This window comes from Alistipes sp. AF48-12 (assembly GCF_003477565.1).
Taxonomy (GTDB): Bacteria; Bacteroidota; Bacteroidia; order Bacteroidales; family Rikenellaceae; genus Alistipes_A; species Alistipes_A hominis.
On the sequence record NZ_QUDJ01000012.1, the window covers coordinates 1 to 16,486 of the forward strand.

The following is a 16,486-nucleotide window of genomic DNA, read 5'->3' on the forward strand; positions in this document are numbered from 1 at the left end:
GAATCATTGGCAAAATTAGTGCACTTACCATTCTGCAATACGTAAACTTCATTAACGACAAGCCCATTGGCAGAATTAAGTATGCACTAAATTAATTCCGCCAACAGGTTTAGTAACTTCTTACAGGTGAATACTTGAATTCAAATCGTGGAGAAGTGAATAGACAGTATTACCCGACAGAGCAACTATGACAACGTAACGCCTTTACAAAAAAGTCGGTACACGAAACCCATAGACTAATTGTCTTGACCTAAAAGAGATTGGAATTTTCAGGACTGCCTATCACTTAGATAGAAGTCCAAGGTCTGCTGAAATACATAATTCAAAAATTGAAATTGCTTGACTGCAAATTTAGTAACTTTGCTTGACAAATTAACGAGAAAGAAGAGAAAATGAAAACCGACCGCATAACATCACCTATACGCAAGCAGGGCTTTCGTGCTTCGTAGGACAGTTAAGTGGTAAATTTAAAGTTCAGTTCTTCGTAGGAAGTTCAGTGGTTAAAATCCCTGCCTGCGTATAGCTGAGAACCGTTATTTGATGATGAGGGCTATTCATATAAATGTAGGTTAAATTTTTCTGACCATTTCAAACTGTTGTCCTTTTGGGGTAAGTCCTAATGATGACAAGAAACCAGTGACTGATTCACAATCGCAATCAACATTAGTAAATTTGAGTACATCGCTTTGAAAATGACTGACAGCACTTTTAAGCAAGGACTTACCTATTCCTTTACGCCGGTAATCTTTTGCAACTGCGAGGGATGAAATATCGCCTGATGCCGGTTCAAAGATAACAAATCCGACAAGTTCTTCTCTTTCATAAGCTCCCAATATGTCCAAATTGTCGATTCCGCGTTCCAGTGAAGCCCTGTCATTTTGCCATGAAGGATGAAAATCGAACCAGGCCGTTTGGTTAAGGCAGTTTTTTAAATCCGATGGGAGTATGCGACATGCGGTATGGTTTACTTGCAATACAGGAACAATATCGCTCAGTTTGGCAGAGTAGTAGTTGAAATTTCTCTGTGTTTCAAAGCCTAATTTGCGATATATTTTTATTGCTTTGTGATTGTGTTGCAAAACTTCCAGTACATATTGCCGAACTCCTTGTTGATATATCAATTCGAGGCTGAAAGTGAATATTTTTTGGGTTAGGTGTAATCCCCGGAATGAAGGTACGGTTCCCGTCCCTGTGTCATAGGCCGTCAAGATGTTGTTGTACATGCCTGTTCCGTTAAACACAAAAGAAATCAGCCGTCCTTCGAAAAATGCTCCGAAAGATAGTTGTGGATTGTATCCTCGTCGGTCGAGCATGCGTCGCAATTCATCCGCATTCAAAGAGAAATCATAATCTTTGAATGCGGATGAGAATGCCGCATACAAATCTTTGAAAGAAACGGACTCTAAAGAATGAATGATGATTCCCATATCGGACGGTGTTATGTGTTTGGATTTTTATCACTATTCTCTACGGTTAAACCGTGCTGTTTGAGAAAGCTGAGCTTATCCCAATAACCTCTTTGGAAAACGATTTTATCGTTTTGCACATGGAAGAATCCGCATCCTCGCAACCCGAGCGGATCTTTCCATTCCATGATAGCCCATTCTCCATCCTCGAATATATGCTCAACAATACAAACCATTTTTGAGGTTGCAAATTCATTTACAAACATTTTATGGATAGCTGTTTTTCCTATAACCGGGGTGTTTGCGACTTGATGGTTTATGGCATCCTGAGCGTATAAGTTTGCCAAAGCGACTGCATCGGCGGCGTTGAAGCAGTCAATCCATTCTTGTAGTATCTCTTTTGGCGTCATATTTTTCGTATCTTTTATTCTTTAATATTTAATTGTTGCTTTTTCCTCTATAAGTTAGAATTAGACATTTTTTCTAATTCCTTTTGAAATGATCATCAAAAACAAAATTAGTATTTTTTTCTGTTTTACTGATGATTCTGTAGAAATATTCTCGTTCATATTATTGTGTCATAAGGAACGTGTCAAAAAAGCGGTTTCCACATTACAGCTTTATGGTAAAATGAGTTTAACCAACTACATAACGCAATCTGTTGTCGGTACTGTTATCTATTTCCCATTCGTATTCTATTTAGCCCCTTATTGTGGGTATGCAGCAAGTTATCTTATCGAATTCACTCTCTTTGGGAGTCAAATATGGTTGTGCAAATGGTGGCTGACAAAACATAAACAAGGTTAGTTGGAATGTTTTTGGTATAATGTTTATAAACATAAATCAAGAAAGAATAAATAAATTTAATAGAGGCTGCCCAAAAAGAAAGAAATTCTTGCAATCACTCTTCTACAGATACTTGCAGAGGGGATAAGATTTACTTTTAGACCTTTTGGATAGCCCCTATTAATATTTTATATAAAATTCATAATTTTAAATTTTTATCCCTTTCGATCGGTTTTCATCCTTAAACTGAAAACCCGGACGCCCGATAATGATATGATTGGCAATGAAATTGCCAGACGGACTTCGTTTATCCATCGGGCTGCGAATCTGCGGGACATCATCGGTTTGTTGTGGCGATATGCTCCGTACACCTTCCGCATCTGGCTTGATCTCCTGCCCGTTCTTTTCTTTTTCGGTGACTTCCTGCGCGGGCGGCGCAAGCTCCAACTGTATCTTGCGGTCAAGCGCGGCAAGTTCGGACTTCAACTGTTTCAGTTCGTCCTCTTTCTTCCACACCTTGCCCGCTATCTCCTGCAACTGCGGAACCTCCTTTTCCAGCACCTCGTTCTTCGCCTTATACTGGTCGATGATGGACGGAATCCTCTCCAATGCATTCAGGAAATTACGTGCGGCGGCTACCGGGTCAGCCATCGCCAGATGCCCGTTGTTATAGGTGTATTTGTAATTCCCTTCCACCACGAAGCGATTGTCGGTAAATTCCAGCCCCTCTTTGAGTATCCTCTCGCTGACCACCATTATCGGGAAACCGTAAATCTCCCCGACAGGCTTGTACAAACCGCCCGTCGTGGCGTTCTTGGCTATCTCCTGCAAACGCTTTCCAATAACTTTTTCGTCGGTTGAATCCACGCCGTCCACCTTGACAATATTAAGGCGACTACCTTCCTTATCAGTCTGCACAACGGAAAGAAAACGGTTCCAGTCCTCCGTCATGGCTTCGATGACAGCCGTGTTGTTGCGCAGTTCCCCCGTCTTGGCTTCCAGCTTGAACTCCGAATCGCGCTTGCCCTTGTTGAACGACTTGCGTTCCCCTTCAAGCGATGCGATACGCTTCTCCAGTTTCGCCTTGTCCAAAAGGTCGGTATTGCCGGAGAGCAACGCCATGTACTCCGAGAAGTTCATGCCCGATTTCTCGTCCATAGCCCCCTCATCGATGGTACGTGCGCCCATCGCCCCGCTTTTGAGCTGCGAGATGAACGTCTGCTTGCAGTGCAGCAGGTTGAACTTGTAGCTGTCCAACGACTTTTCCACCGCGTAGATGATGACATCCACATTGTTCCCGGCAAAACGCTTGGCAATCTCGTTGCCCGCCCTAACTCCGCGTCCGTCACGCTGTTGCAGGTCGGATGGACGCCACGGCGTATCCAAATGATGGATTGCGACACACCGTTTCTGCGCGTTCACACCCGTTCCGAGCATGGAAGTGGAACCGAACAGCACGCGCACCGTTCCGGCGTTCATGGCGTCTATCACCCCCTTGCGTGCCTTGTCGGTCTTGCACTCCTGAATGAAGCGCACCTCGCTTGCCGGGATGCCGTAGTCCTCCGTCAGCTTCCGCTTTATCTCGCTGTACACGTTCCATCCGTCGCCCGGCTGGTATGTTCCCAGATCCGAGAACACGAACTGCGTGCCTTTCTGCGCGTCGTATTTGTGGTAATACTCCGCAATCGTCTTGGCGCAGTGGGAAGCCTTGTTGTCGGGGTGGTCCTCATAATGCGGGTCTATCATGCGCATGTCGAGAGCCATCTTCCGCGCGTAATCGGTGGCGATAAGCATCTTCGCCTTCTCCTCCGTTTCCGACAGGGGCGGTCTGCCCAGCAGCGTGGCGTCACCCGTCTTGGCGAACTGCATCAGCTGTTTGATGAAATACTCTTGGTCGGGCGTGGGAGGTATGTGATGCAGTATCTCGTTCTTACGCGGACGATCCACACCCACGTCCTCCGCCGTGCGGTAATCGGTAATCTCGTTGTAGAAGGCGGCAAGCTCCGGCACTTTGATGAAATATCGGAAACGCTCCTTCTGAACCACATTGTTCGTCACGTTGAACTCGAAGTCGGTTGTCTTTTTGGCGAAAATTGCCGCCCATGCGTCGAAGCATCGGATATCCTGCCTTTCCAATTCCTTCGGACGCAGATACTTGAAGAGCAGGTACAATTCCGTCAGACTGTTGGAAATGGTTGTGCCGGACAGGAACGTAGCCCCCAAGTCCTTGTCCGTGCGCTCCTGTATAGTTCGTATGGCAAAAAGCATATTCAGGGCTTTCTGGCTTCCTTCCGAGTTTCCCAACCCCGCCACACGGTCATGCCGGGTGTTGAAAGTCAAGTTCTTGAATTGGTGGCTCTCGTCAATGAAGATGTGGTCGATGCCCATCTGCTTGAAGTCCACTACGTCATCCGTGCGGGATTTGATGGCGTGTTCCACTTTCTCCAACTTCGCCACAAGGTTGTGCTTGCGTTTCTCCAATCCTTTCAGCATCGCCCGCGACACGTTCTTGCCCTGCTGCCGCAGCACTTCAAGGTTTTCCTCCACCGTGTCAAGCTCCGCTTGCAGGATGCGCTGTTGCAACTCCGGCGACTGTGGTATCTTGCCGAACTGGTCGTGCGACATGATGACGCAATCGTAGTCGTTGTTCTTGATGTTGTTGAAAAAACGCACGCGGTTGGCAGTCGAGAAATCCTTTTCCGAAGCGTAGAGAATCCTCGCATTAGGATATGCCGCCTGATAAGTGGCTACTATCTCCGCCACGTTCGCCTTCAAGCCGATAATCATCGGCTTGTGCGCCAAGTTCAGACGCTTCATTTCATGCGCTGCAATACACATTATCAGTGTTTTACCTGTTCCAACTTCGTGGTCACAGATCCCGCCTCCGTTCTGTTTTATCATCCAGACGCAATCCTTCTGCGACGGATAAACGCTTTGAATACCCCGGCTTGCCAATCCTTTCAGATTGAGGTCGGGAAACGTCTGGTGCGAACCGTCATACTTCGGTCGCACGAAACAGTTGAACTTGCGGTTGTACATTGTCGTCAGCCGTTCCTTGAACTGCGGCGACTGCTCTTCCAGCCATTCCGAGAACCCGTTACGGATTTCGTCAATCTTGGCGTTGGCGAGCTGTATGCCCTCGCTGTCGCGCACCTTGATGTCATTGCCATGCTCATCCTTGCCGATGGACTTCATCATGTCGGGGCAGGTGTTGTGCAGGGCGTGTTTCAACAGGTGCATACCGTCATAGTTCCGGTAATAGCCCTTCACTAAAAACTCGTCCGTGATTTTCATGGTGCGGTAGCCGCACGCCACCGAATACTCGTCCATGCTTGCGGAGTAGGCGATTTTCACGTCCGTGTCGAAAAGATGGCTCATGTAGGCGGCGTACACGCCCGTCGGAATCCAGCGTTCCCCGAAATTGAAGTCGAGGTCCTCGAAGGCGATGCGCGGCGGCTCGGCTTCTTTCAGAGCCAACAACGCCTGCTTCACTTCCGGCATACGCCCGTTTTCTGGGTTGTCACCCATCCATGCCTTGATGCGCTCCGCCTTCTCTATCACGTTCCCGGCGATGAACCTGTCCTTTATCTCGTAACCGGTTACGAGCGGGTTGTAGAAGATGCGTCCTTTGAGGGCGTCAAGCAATCCCTCTTCCGTGCTGTCGGTTATCTCCCGCATATAGTCGAGATTGACCGTGCCGAACTTGTTGAGCGATGCGGAGAGTGCCTCTTCGGGAGAGCTTACGTTGGCATGGCTCTCCACCGAGAAGGAAACGGGACGCTCGAAGATGTCCGCCTTGACGAACCTGCCGTCTTCCGCACGTTCCAACGAAAGGATGTCGCGCCCGGCGGCATCCATCATCAACAGTTTCACGTTCTGCTTGGCATTGAGGTTGCCGTAGCGCATGACAAACTCATCGTAGCAGGTGTTCAACGCTATGCGTTGTGCAGACCCTTCATCGTGATACTCCGCCTCGTAGCGGTAAAGCCGCTCGTATGAATCACGGAGTGACACATACAACATCGCTTTCTCCTTCTGGTAGCCAGTCAGGTCAAGCGGTTGGAATGTCGCGCCGTAAGGCGTGAGGTCTTTCAAATAACCGAGATTGCGTGAAGCATCCAGTACCATAGAGCCGTCACGATAGTGCGGCTCCAGCATGCCGTTGAACGGACGGGGAGAAAGGTCGAGAGGTTCCTCCTCCGGTTTTTCCGCTTCCATTTCGGGGAAAAGGGAGGTTGCAGCCGTTTCCGTTGCGTGAGCGGCAGGAGTGGCGGCAACTTCCGGCTGCGTTTCGGGTTGCCGTGTTTCCTGCTCCGGTGCGGCTTTCACGTCCGGGACATGCTGCCGTTTCTCCTGATGCTGTGCCGCCAGCCTGCGAAGCTCCTTGCGTCGCTCCGGCGTGAGGTCCATCATCATTTCATAGAAGCCGTTGATGGGCGGGTTGGTATCCCAATCCAAAGTGGCGTAAATATCATCCGGATCGGCTTTGGCTGCGACACTCACCGGCTTTGTTTCTTGGCTGTCCCTGTTCTCCGTCGGTGGTGCGGCAGACGGCTGTGGCGGTGCGGTCGTAACCTTCGGCGTAACCTGCGCCTGCGGTTTGGGAGGCATACGTCTTGCCGGGCTTTCCTTTTTCGCCGTCTTTTTCTTCTTGGAGGGTGCTTCCTGCTTGCGTACCTCCTCGGTCATGCCCCAGAGGTCGAGCAGGGAGAGCTGCACGCCCTCCGAATAATCGGGACGGTGCGGCTCTATCTCCGGCTTTTCTTCCTCCGGCTGCGGTGTTACCGCTTCGGGCTTGGCTGCCATTTCATTACGTGGCTGTATCTCAGGAGTGACAACTGGTATGGAAATGGTTTCCGTAACCGTGCTTTTCCCCTGTGCCGGATGCAGGCTGTACATTTCATACAGTTCTTTGTCAAACTGATGCAACTCGATTTTCAGATGTTCCCGCAAGTCCTCCGCCATTTGCCCGATGCCGCCCCGGTGCAGGAGTTGATAGGCAGGTTTCCCGTAAGGGTCTGTGCCTCTGATTAAATCCGTATTGGAAAGAGAGCTGATGCTCCATACATACCCGTTCACCGAAGTGCCGATGGGCGTCTGTTCGGTCTGCATGAAAAGTTTCTCGTTGTAGTACAGTTCCCCGTTCTTTCCGCTGTTCTTTTGCAGGATAATCAGGTCGCTGCCCACCTCCGTACCCGCGTTGTCCGTGAAGAGATTGTTCGGCAGGCGTGCGACACCCACCAGATTGGCATTACGCATCATATACTCGCGTATGGGTGCGTTGGACGGTGCGTCCAGCACCCCCTGCGAGGTGATGAACGCCACGATGCCGCCCTCACGCACAGCGTCAAGGCTTTTCAGGAAGAAGTAGTTGTGTATTGCCTTCGGTGCGGAACGCCTTGCCGGGTCTTGGCTTCCTGTAAACTCCGGGTCGAACACAGCCACGTCGCCGAACGGGATGTTCGAGATGGCAAGGTCGAAATAATCCGTGAAGGGCTTCTCTATCTTCTCGAATCCCTGCACCCTTACCTTTTGGTCGGGATGCAGGTGTCCCAATATCTTGCCCGTCATCAGGTCTTTCTCGAAAGCCATGATGTCCGCGTCCGGCTTGTTTTCCAGCACGGCATCCACGAATGCGCCCACGCCCGCCGACGGCTCCAACACACGGTCGGGACGTATGCCGTGTTCATGCAGAGCCTCCGCAATCGTGCCGGTTATCTCCGGCGGTGTGTAGAATGCGGTCAGCACGGACTGCTTCATGGCATCCGCGTACCGCTTGTACTCCGTATCGTCCTTGCTGTTTTCACGCACCAGCCTGTGCAGTTCCACCGTAGGGGCAAACAGTTCGAGGTCCGATTTCGCCCAATGCACGGCATCCGTCAGTTCCTTTGCCGGGTTCAGTATGCACTTCAACCCGCCGAAACCGCAATACTTCCGAAGTATGGCTTGTTCCTCGGCGGTTGCCGTCCTCCGTTCCCTGTCAAGGATGAATGCCGTCCGTATCGCCTCGATGTTGTCCCGCAGCCGTTGTTTGCGGTTAAACGCCATATTCCCCGATATAAAGGACGACGGCTCCCGTCAGCTCCGTGTAGAGCAGGTCGTATTCGGGCGACAGGGCGAAGTTGTCGTCCGAAAGATCATAGGCGGAGAATACGTTGCCGACAGGCGGCAGCAGCTTTCGGATGAAGGCTTCGCGTTTCTTTTCCGGCACTTCGTCGGCAAACTCGTTTTCCACGACTTCGCGGAGGATGGCGTACTTGGAATAGCGAAGACCACGCAGGAGCGTGTCCATCGCCAACTCCTGCGCCCCCTCGGACGGATAGCCTTCGAGCCGCGCACGCTCATACGTTTCGGCGGCACGGTCGGCACGTTCCCGGATGAAGGCATCGTCGGAAGCCTGTTCAAACCTGTTCGTGCGGAGATAGTCCAGCAGGTACAGACCGTAATAGGAAAAGTCGGTCTGACCTTCGTTTTTCTTCTTGTTGTTCATTACTTTGGAATTTAGTGGGTTGATAATGATGGGGATAATCGTCTGAAAAGGAGAATGAAAAGGCACTCGGTATCCCTCCGAGTGCCACCACTAAATCCAAAGTATGAGTGTAATCCGGTATCGAAGAACAATTCATTACTCTGAACAAGTGGCAAAGTTAATACTATTTCTTCCGTCCTGAAAATTTCCTGCTCGTTTTCCTTTCGGGGAACACGAAAGTCGTGTTATAGTCCCCGTCAAAGGCGACTATGGCGTCGAAGCTCTTGCCCTGCTTGCTCTTGAAGCCTTTGAGCGGCTTCGTATGCCCATCGGTGAGCAGCTCTTTGATCTCGTCATCGGAAAGGGTGCGGTTCGCCTTCAGGCGGAACACGGGTAGCCCGCAGTCCGCGTTGTCGCAGCGGACGACCTTGCCGTAGAACTGCATACTGCCCGTTCCGCACTTGGGACACTTGCAGCCGGAATCCCTGCGGGCGAACAGCTTGTCGCACGAGAGCAGTTCGGAGGTAATCTCCTTTGTGTACGCCTCTATCTCCTTGCAGAAGGTGTCGGCGGGCAGCTCCCCGCGCTCGATGCGTGCCAGATTCTTCTCCCATTCGCCCGTCATGGCGACGTCGGCGATGCGCATCGTCTTCACGACAGAGTAAAGGGCAAGCCCTTTTTCTGTCGGCACAAGCGATTTCTTGCAGCGTTCCATGTAGCCGCGCTTGAAGAGCGTTTCGATGATGGCGGCACGGGTGGCGGGCGTGCCGATGCCGCAGTCCTTCAAAGCCTGACGGAGTGCGTCGTCCTCTATGTCCTTGCCCGCCGTTTCCATAGCCGAGAGCAAGGTTGCTTCGGTATGCAACGGCTTGGGTTTGGTCTTTCCCTCCGTGATGGAACAGCCTTTCAACGTCAGCGTGTCGCCTTCCCGCCAGCCGGGGATGGCGGTTTCTTCCTTGTCCTCCTCACCATATACGGCACGCCATCCGGCTTGCCTGATGACGCTGCCTTTCACCGTGAACTCCACTCCGGCACACTCCGCCGTGACGGTAGCGGTGTCCTTGACGCATTTCTCGGAGAACGCCTCGATCATGCGCCCGGCAACCATCTGATAGACGGTGTTGTCTTCTTTGGAGAGGAACAGCGGTTTCTCTCCCGTGACGAGCAGGGCGTGGTGGTCCGTCACCTTGCTACCGTCCACGCTTCTGCGTGTCGGGACGGCTTTCGGCTGCACCTTGCCTTTCCATTCGGGCAAAGCCCCGATGAAGGCGAGCAGCTTGGGGATTTCGGCGAACACGTCTCGGGGATGTAGCGGCTTCCGGTTCTCGGATAGGTGATGAGCTTCTTCTCGTAGAGCTTCTGCGCGATTTCAAGCGTCTGTTCCGCCGTGAAGCCGTGCTTGGTGTTGGCTTCCTTCTGGAGCGTGGTCAGGTCGTACAGGAGCGGTGTTTCCTCCGTCTTCTCCTTGCGTTCGGCTTTCGTGACGGTGGCTGTGCCTGCCGACTTCACCTTATTATACAGTTCCGTCGCGGGCTCTTTCTCTTTCCATTTTTCGGAAGAGGAAAACTTCACAGTTCCTTCGTCGCAGCCGTCCGTTGCGATATGGAGCTGCCAGAAGGCTTCGGGCGTGAAGCGGCGGTTCTCCCAGTAGCGTGCGCACACCATCGCCAATGTAGGTGTCTGCACCCGCCCGACGGAGTAAGTGCCGTGTCCGGCGGCGATGGAGAGTGCCTGCGTGCCGTTGATGCCCACGAGCCAGTCCGATTCGCTCCGCGCTTTGGCGGCAAGATAGAGGTCGTCGTATTTGCCGCCCGCTTCAAGGTTGCGCAGTCCCTCGCGGATAGCCTTGTCGGTAAGCGAGCTTATCCAGAGGCGGACGAACGGGGTGGCGCATCCGGTGTAATGGTAGAGGTAGCGGAAAATAAGCTCACCCTCGCGTCCGGCATCGGTCGCCACGATGATCTGTTCACTTTCCTTGAATAGCCGGGTGACGGTCTTGATCTGCGTCACCACGCCGCTGTCGGGCTTGTAGCCCTTCTCCGTCTTTACCTGACGGGGGACGAGCGTGAAGGTGTCGGGGATGACGGGCAGGTTGTCACGGACGAAGCCGCGTATGCCGTAGCCGTCGGGCATGGCAAGCTGTACGAGATGTCCGAACGCCCAAGTCACGGCGTAGCCGCCTCCCTCGAAATATCCTTCCTCTCTCTTTGTCGCGCCCACGATACGGGCGATCTCACGTGCCACAGACGGCTTTTCTGCAATGATTGTCTTCATATTCTTCTGTCGTTTTGAATTTTACAAATGTTACTTCGGATTTAGTGGCGGACACCGGATTACATCTTCATGCCCTTATTGTTTCTTTTTTGCGGCTTCTCCTGCTGCTGTTGCTGCGCGGTGTCCTTCGGGGCGGTCTGTCCCTTCCGCAACGGCTCCTTCAGGTTCTTGGTAGCCTCGTTGGTCTTGCCCTCGCTGTTCACCGCCACCTGCGTGCGGCTCTCGTTGGAAGGCGCGACCTTCTGCGCGTTGTCGGGGTTGGTGTCGTAGCGGTACGGGCGTCCCTTCTCCGGGTTGAACTTGATGTACATCGTGGCGTGGAAGCCCTGCTTGTCGGTCACGTTCTCCAGTTTCACGGCTTTGCCCGCCACGTAGTCGGCTTTCTGCTGCTCGGTGAAGTCCACGCCGCTCCATTTGCTGATGGGGCGGATGCTGCCGTCGGCGTTCGTCCACGTGTTGCGGCGTTGCTCCTTGTTCGTGTTGGCTGTGTTTTCCGTACCTTGCGCCTGTTTCTCCTTATTTTCCTGTGTCTGGACGGCACGGGGCGACCTGCCGGTTCCCGGCACGAACTCCACGCCGCGCTGCTCCACGTTCACTTGCAGGGTGGTGACGAACTTCCTGCCGTCCTTGCGTTCGATGAGTTTGTCACGCACGGGCAGACCGGCACGCAGCATGTCCTGCTCCTGCTTGGTGATTTCCGTCTTGCCGATGCGTTCCGGTATGCGCACCTTGCTGGCCGAGACATCCGTGATTTCGTTCGTCTTGCGGTCGATGCTGACGAACGAGGGGATGATCTCGCCCGTTTCCCTGTCCACGAGGTCCACGACCCTGCCGAGGTTGCCCGTTTCGCGCAGGTTCTTCCGGTCATCGTCGGAGAACTTGTGTTCCTTGTAGTCGTCGAGCTTCTGCTCCTTGCGGATGAAGTGCGGCACAAGGCTGACGTTGCCCTCGCCGTCCTTCTTGAAGGAGAGGCGGGCGTCCAGTTCGAAAGCCTCTCCGCCGAAATTGGGCGACACCCTCACCAAGTCGGACTTGCCGTAGTTGAGCATCCTGTTAAGGTCGCCCGACTTTTCAAGGTCGTCGCGCTTCACGCCCCATTTCTCCTCCAACTTCTGCCAGTTGATCTTGCTCTCGTCGATGGGCTGGTAGCCCCGGTTGCCCTGCGTCTGCTGAGGACTTTCCTGATTCTGTTCGTTTTTCTGTTCCATTTCTTCCTGTTTTTTAGGTTCGTCATCTTGTTTCTGTTCCGGTTGTTCCTGTTTTTCGGCGGACTGCTCCTCCTGTACTTTCTTTTCGTAGCCGGAGGTGTCCACCTTGTGGGGCGCAAGCATCTCCTTGTTGCCGTCGGGATCTTTCAGCAAGTCCTTGATAACCTCCAGCAGTTTGTCGGCTTGGTCCGCCGCGACACGGTAGAAACCGAAGCGGCTGGGTTCCCTGCACTGCCGGAAGAAGTTCCTGAAGAAGTTGTCCAGCACGTCGCCGTGCCGGTCGAATTGCAGGAAACTCTGCGCGTTCTCCGCTTTCGCGGGGATACGCTTGGGGGAGCCGTCGGCGTTCAGCCCGGCTACCACGCTGATTTCGCCCGTCTTCTCGTCACGGACAACCAGCACGTCCTTTTCGTCTTTTTTCTTTGCCATCTGAAAAATGTTTTAATGGTTATTTTTGAAAGAAATTATGGATACGAGCCTTGTAGAAGGCTATGTCTTCCTTGCGGAAATCCTTTACATGTTCGGAGAGGAACGTCAGCACGTCCGCCTCGCTGTAATAGGTCTTTTTGCCGAGCGTCTTGTAGGGCAGCGCGCCGATGCTGCGGTAGCGTTGCAGGGTGCGCTTGCTGATCTGGAGCAGTATGCACAGGTCTTGGTTGTCGAAAAGCCTGATCCCGTCCATCGGGTTCGGGGCTTTGCCGGACGGCTGCATGGAGAGCAGCATCTCGTCCTGACGGTCGAGCCGTTCCATCACCTTCTGCATCCAGTTCTCGAAATTGTTGCGGGTAAGCAGTTCCATGTCTTACGTCCTCCTTCCTTTGGGTCTGCCGCCCGTGCGCAGCGTGTGGTTGCGTTTCAACTGTTCCGGTGTCGCGGCTTCGCCCGTAACGGTGCTGTCTTCGAGCAGGCGGTCGATTTCCGACTGCCGGTAGCGGCACTTGCCGCGCAGCACGACATAGGCGATGCGCTGTTCGCTGCGCATGCGCTGGAGGGTGCGGCAACTCACGTTCAGCAGGTGCGCCGCCTCGCGGGTGGTGAGCAACCTGTCGGGAGCTTCTTCCTTCCTACCGCCGGAAACGGCACGCACGTGTGCCGCTATCTCGGCTATCTGTTCCGTCAATGCGGTGAAGGCGGAACTTTCCATCGTTATCACTTTCATATTCAGTTCTTTCTTTTGGTTTATTTGCATGAACATAGGCTGCGCCTCGGCATACCGTTCAAGCGGGCTTGACGTTCTGCGCTCGGCTTGCGCTATGTTTCTGCGACAAAATTCGGCAATAAACCAAATGGGCTTTAACAGCTCACTACGTGGCTCACGTAAGATTTTTACGGATAATGGCTCCGTAACCCGGACAGACGGCGCAACAAGCTGCCTTTTAGCGGGAAACGGTACGTGTTCAAGGCGGCTTCGTTACCTTTGCGGCAAACTCTGAAATGTTTTGCTTATGGAAATAGTATCTATCGAGAAAAAGACCTTCGAGATGATGGTGGCGTCCTTCAACGCCCTCGCGGAGAAGGTAGCCGCCCTGAGGCGCAGGAGCGACGGCGGGCGGATGGAAAGGTGGCTCACGGGCGAGGAGGTCTGCGGGCAGTTGAGGATCAGCCCGCGCACGTTGCAGACTTTGCGTGACAGGCGGCTTATCGGCTACTCGCAGATAAACCGCAGGTTCTATTACAAGCCGGAGGAGGTCAAAAGGCTCATTCCGCTTGTCGGCACGCTCTATCCCGGCGGAAAATGATTTGATTTTTATTATTCACAACCCACTGAATCCGAAGTTATGATGAACGAGAACAATGAAGTGTTTACGATGGAGGACGAGCCGCTTGCCACCGTCGTGCAGAACATGCGCAAAGGCTCGAAATGGCTCTCCGCCTTTCTGGAAAGTTACCGCCCGCCGTTGGACGGGGAGCGTTACCTGACGGACAGGGAGGTGGCGGAACTGCTCCGTGTCAGCCGCCGCACCTTGCAGGAGTACCGCAACAACAGGGTGCTGCCCTTTATACTTTTGGGAGGGAAGGTGCTTTACCCCGAATCGGGGTTGCGTGAACTATTGGAGGCGAACTACCGCAAGCCGATGGAATAAGGCGGCTGCATGAAAAAAGGAAACGGGCAACTCCATACGGGCTGTCCGTTTCCTTTTTCTTTTTTCTTTTTATGCGTGTTTAGCAATACCCGGCTTTTCCGTTCTGTATGAACATCACGTATGCCTGCCGCTTTTCCTTCGAGAGTGCCTTGCCCACCAGCCACGTGCGGAACACGTGTGCATGGTAGGTGTTCAGCCGGAAGGCGATGGGGATGATGATTTCCAGCGAATACACGTCGGCTGAAAGCCCGTTTTCAAGCCGCATGTAGCGACACACCTCGTAGTCGTTCAGCACGTCCGGCTTGCGGACGGCTCTGATGGCGGCGTTCACTGCCGGGACGCCCGTGTGGAACAGTCCGGCGATTTCTGTGGAGGTCATCCATATCTCGTTACCGGTTACGCTGACCGCCTTGTCCTCTATGATGATTATGTCACGTTTCATGGCTTTTCTTTTTAGATGGTGCAACCTGCAAATTCCTCGATGCCGTTCAACCTTGCGGCAAGGTTCTCCATGTCTTGGTTGAGCTTTTCTTTGGTGATTTTCGCGTATATCTGCGTCGTTTTTATGCTCTTGTGTCCCAGCATGGAACTGACCGTTTCGATGGGTACGCCGTTGGAGAGGAACACCGTCGTGGCTGCCGTGTGTCGGCTCTGATGCCACGTGATGTGCTTGGTGATGCCGCAACGCTTGGCGACGGAACGGATTCCGGCAAGGCACGTGTTGTAGTGGGGAACGGGGAAAATCCTGCCGTTCCCGCACAGACCCCGGTATTTGTCGATGATGCGCTTTGCGATGTCGAGCAGGCGGATATTGGACACCACGCCCGTCTTCTGGCGGTTGATGTTTATCCACTCGTGTTCGTCGAAGTAGGTATGGATGTTCTCTTCCGTCAGGTTGCGCATGTCGGCGAACGACAGGCCCGTGAAGGCGCAGAACAGGTAGAGGTCGCGGTAAAGCTCCTGCTTGGCGTTTTTCAGCCTGCCCTCCATCAGCAGCCGGATTTCCTCTTTCGTCAGGAAACTGCGTGTCGTTTCCTCCTTCTTGATTTCATACTCCCGGAATGGGTCGCGTGTGAGCCACTCGTTGTTGATGGCGATGAACACCATCGTCCGCAAGGGGCAGACATACAGCCACACGGTGTTGGTGCAGCAGTGCTTGTCCGTGCGCAGGAACATCTCGAAGTCGGAGATGAAGGCGGGCGTAAGCTCTTTCAGCGCGATGTCCTTCACGCGGTAGCGGATGGTGAGGAACTCTTGCAGGTGCTTGTAAACGGTCCTGTACTTCAGGAGCGTGCCTTTGGCTTTCATGCCAGCATCCACCTGTTTCTCGTAGTCTTCGTTGTGCTGCCGGAACACCTGCATCAGCGTGTGATAGCGATGTTCCAGTCCGAGAAAGGCGTTCTTGACCTTCTCCGCCGTGACGAAGTTGTCACGCTCCATGATTTCCTGATAGTGTTTGTTGATGCGCACACGCATCTTGTCGAGCATGCGGTTCGTTTCGAGTGCCGCCGAGCTTCTGCCCGTGACACGTCCCCCTTTGGTGTCCCACAGCTTGGGATCGACGGTCAGTTTGCAGCTGAACTGCGTTTGGCTGCCGTCCACCGTAATGCGTCCCATGACGGGTACTGTCCCGTCCTTTTTCACTACCTGACGTTTGAGGTAGTAGATTACTGAAAATGTACTCTTCATCGTCCTTATTTTTTTAGGTTCAAAATTAGTTGGTGAAGAGTCCGTCGCCGGTACGCAAAACGGGGAGGAACGGCGCAATCTTTTTCCGTAACCGGATTTGTTGCGTGAGTTGTCAGTAACTCACTAATCCTTAACGCCTTGTTTCGTTATCCGTGTCCGTTTGTCGCCATTCCGTGCATGGTTACGGACAAGTAACGTAGCGGCGTCCTGATTTGGCTTCAGCGGTGATTGCGATGGCTTCACGAATAATCGGAAGCACGACTGAAACCCTTGTAACTCAATTCTATCACTATATCTTTCCGCATTTCTCTTTTTTGTAGTAATTCTGGAAGATTTTTATAACCACTTTATTAGCAAGCAGTTCTGAGGATAAGGTAAAAATGAGGTAATGATTTGGCAACCCTGTCTATTTCTACGTTCTGCTGTGAGTTGCTGTCAATGTCTCTCGTCTTGGTACAAAAGTAGCAATAAAAATCGGATACACATCAAAATGTCCCATGATTTTTATCACAGGACGTTTTTTATCTTCGCTGAATAATCCGGTTTAACCGTTACTTCTATTTTCGGCAA

Annotated in this window: 11 protein-coding genes and 3 pseudogenes; 4 read left to right on the top strand and 10 right to left on the bottom strand. The window is 52.6% G+C overall.

Annotated features, from left to right (window positions below; genetic code table 11):
- Nucleotides 1-95: pseudogene (locus tag DW082_RS08635) on the top strand (IS982 family transposase); the annotation flags it as partial.
- A gap of 474 nt (nucleotides 96-569) precedes the next feature.
- Here DW082_RS08635 and DW082_RS08640 read toward each other — a convergent pair.
- Nucleotides 570-1,427 carry a GNAT family N-acetyltransferase gene (locus tag DW082_RS08640; protein WP_007366527.1) on the bottom strand — a complete coding sequence of 286 codons (858 nt, stop codon included), beginning with the start codon at nucleotides 1,425-1,427 and terminating at the stop codon, nucleotides 570-572.
- Nucleotides 1,428-1,438: 11 nt separating this feature from the next.
- Nucleotides 1,439-1,816 carry a nuclear transport factor 2 family protein gene (locus DW082_RS08645; RefSeq protein WP_007366528.1) on the bottom strand — a complete coding sequence of 126 codons (378 nt, stop codon included), beginning with the start codon at nucleotides 1,814-1,816 and terminating at the stop codon, nucleotides 1,439-1,441.
- A gap of 118 nt (nucleotides 1,817-1,934) precedes the next feature.
- Between DW082_RS08645 and DW082_RS08650 the strand changes: the two are divergent.
- Nucleotides 1,935-2,213: pseudogene (locus DW082_RS08650) on the top strand (DUF418 domain-containing protein); the annotation flags it as partial.
- Between the two features lie 186 nt (nucleotides 2,214-2,399).
- Here DW082_RS08650 and DW082_RS08655 read toward each other — a convergent pair.
- The 6 genes and pseudogenes from DW082_RS08655 to DW082_RS08680 all read right to left on the bottom strand — a co-directional run bounded on the left by DW082_RS08655 (nucleotide 2,400) and on the right by DW082_RS08680 (nucleotide 13,338).
- Nucleotides 2,400-8,240, bottom strand: a complete 5,841-nt coding sequence (locus DW082_RS08655; protein ID WP_008655861.1) for an N-6 DNA methylase — start codon at nucleotides 8,238-8,240, stop codon at nucleotides 2,400-2,402.
- Nucleotides 8,230-8,682, bottom strand: coding sequence for a DUF1896 domain-containing protein (locus DW082_RS08660; RefSeq protein WP_008645575.1), 453 nt, complete (start codon nucleotides 8,680-8,682; stop codon nucleotides 8,230-8,232). Before DW082_RS08660 ends, DW082_RS08655 begins: the two co-directional genes overlap by 11 nt.
- A 163-nt stretch (nucleotides 8,683-8,845) precedes the next feature.
- A pseudogene (locus tag DW082_RS08665) lies at nucleotides 8,846-10,935 on the bottom strand (DNA topoisomerase).
- Nucleotides 10,936-10,994: 59 nt separating this feature from the next.
- Nucleotides 10,995-12,572 carry a DUF4099 domain-containing protein gene (locus DW082_RS08670; protein WP_008645573.1) on the bottom strand — a complete coding sequence of 526 codons (1,578 nt, stop codon included), beginning with the start codon at nucleotides 12,570-12,572 and terminating at the stop codon, nucleotides 10,995-10,997.
- 19 nt (nucleotides 12,573-12,591) lie between these two features.
- Nucleotides 12,592-12,942 carry a helix-turn-helix domain-containing protein gene (locus DW082_RS08675; RefSeq protein ID WP_008655857.1) on the bottom strand — a complete coding sequence of 117 codons (351 nt, stop codon included), beginning with the start codon at nucleotides 12,940-12,942 and terminating at the stop codon, nucleotides 12,592-12,594.
- Nucleotides 12,943-12,945: 3 nt separating this feature from the next.
- Nucleotides 12,946-13,338: a helix-turn-helix domain-containing protein gene (locus tag DW082_RS08680; protein WP_008655856.1), complete on the bottom strand. Its 393-nt coding sequence runs from the start codon at nucleotides 13,336-13,338 to the stop codon at nucleotides 12,946-12,948.
- 250 nt (nucleotides 13,339-13,588) lie between these two features.
- On the opposite strand from DW082_RS08680, the gene DW082_RS08685 reads away from it, so the two are divergent.
- Together DW082_RS08685 and DW082_RS08690 are read left to right on the top strand one after the other, a co-directional pair.
- Nucleotides 13,589-13,882 (top strand): helix-turn-helix domain-containing protein, encoded by a 294-nt coding sequence (locus tag DW082_RS08685; protein ID WP_032535412.1) that lies wholly within the window; start codon nucleotides 13,589-13,591, stop codon nucleotides 13,880-13,882.
- 39 nt (nucleotides 13,883-13,921) lie between these two features.
- Complete coding sequence (locus DW082_RS08690) at nucleotides 13,922-14,227, top strand: helix-turn-helix domain-containing protein (RefSeq protein ID WP_008645571.1); 306 nt, start codon at nucleotides 13,922-13,924, stop codon at nucleotides 14,225-14,227.
- Between the two features lie 79 nt (nucleotides 14,228-14,306).
- Here the strand turns inward: DW082_RS08690 and DW082_RS08695 are convergent, their stop codons facing one another.
- Nucleotides 14,307-14,669, bottom strand: coding sequence for a hypothetical protein (locus DW082_RS08695; RefSeq protein ID WP_008645570.1), 363 nt, complete (start codon nucleotides 14,667-14,669; stop codon nucleotides 14,307-14,309).
- A gap of 11 nt (nucleotides 14,670-14,680) precedes the next feature.
- Nucleotides 14,681-15,916 carry a site-specific integrase gene (locus tag DW082_RS08700; protein WP_008645569.1) on the bottom strand — a complete coding sequence of 412 codons (1,236 nt, stop codon included), beginning with the start codon at nucleotides 15,914-15,916 and terminating at the stop codon, nucleotides 14,681-14,683.
- Nucleotides 15,917-16,486 lie beyond the last annotated feature (570 nt).

What these genes read in the sequence shown, in the direction of transcription:
- DW082_RS08640 (WP_007366527.1), bottom strand. Translation starts at nt 1,427, where the DNA reads ATGGGAATCATCATTCATTCTTTAGAGTCCGTTTCTTTCAAAGATTTG.
- DW082_RS08645 (WP_007366528.1), bottom strand. Translation starts at nt 1,816, where the DNA reads ATGACGCCAAAAGAGATACTACAAGAATGGATTGACTGCTTCAACGCC.
- DW082_RS08655 (WP_008655861.1), bottom strand. Translation starts at nt 8,240, where the DNA reads ATGGCGTTTAACCGCAAACAACGGCTGCGGGACAACATCGAGGCGATA.
- DW082_RS08660 (WP_008645575.1), bottom strand. Translation starts at nt 8,682, where the DNA reads ATGAACAACAAGAAGAAAAACGAAGGTCAGACCGACTTTTCCTATTAC.
- DW082_RS08670 (WP_008645573.1), bottom strand. Translation starts at nt 12,572, where the DNA reads ATGGCAAAGAAAAAAGACGAAAAGGACGTGCTGGTTGTCCGTGACGAG.
- DW082_RS08675 (WP_008655857.1), bottom strand. Translation starts at nt 12,942, where the DNA reads ATGGAACTGCTTACCCGCAACAATTTCGAGAACTGGATGCAGAAGGTG.
- DW082_RS08680 (WP_008655856.1), bottom strand. Translation starts at nt 13,338, where the DNA reads ATGTTCATGCAAATAAACCAAAAGAAAGAACTGAATATGAAAGTGATA.
- DW082_RS08685 (WP_032535412.1), top strand. Translation starts at nt 13,589, where the DNA reads ATGGAAATAGTATCTATCGAGAAAAAGACCTTCGAGATGATGGTGGCG.
- DW082_RS08690 (WP_008645571.1), top strand. Translation starts at nt 13,922, where the DNA reads ATGATGAACGAGAACAATGAAGTGTTTACGATGGAGGACGAGCCGCTT.
- DW082_RS08695 (WP_008645570.1), bottom strand. Translation starts at nt 14,669, where the DNA reads ATGAAACGTGACATAATCATCATAGAGGACAAGGCGGTCAGCGTAACC.
- DW082_RS08700 (WP_008645569.1), bottom strand. Translation starts at nt 15,916, where the DNA reads ATGAAGAGTACATTTTCAGTAATCTACTACCTCAAACGTCAGGTAGTG.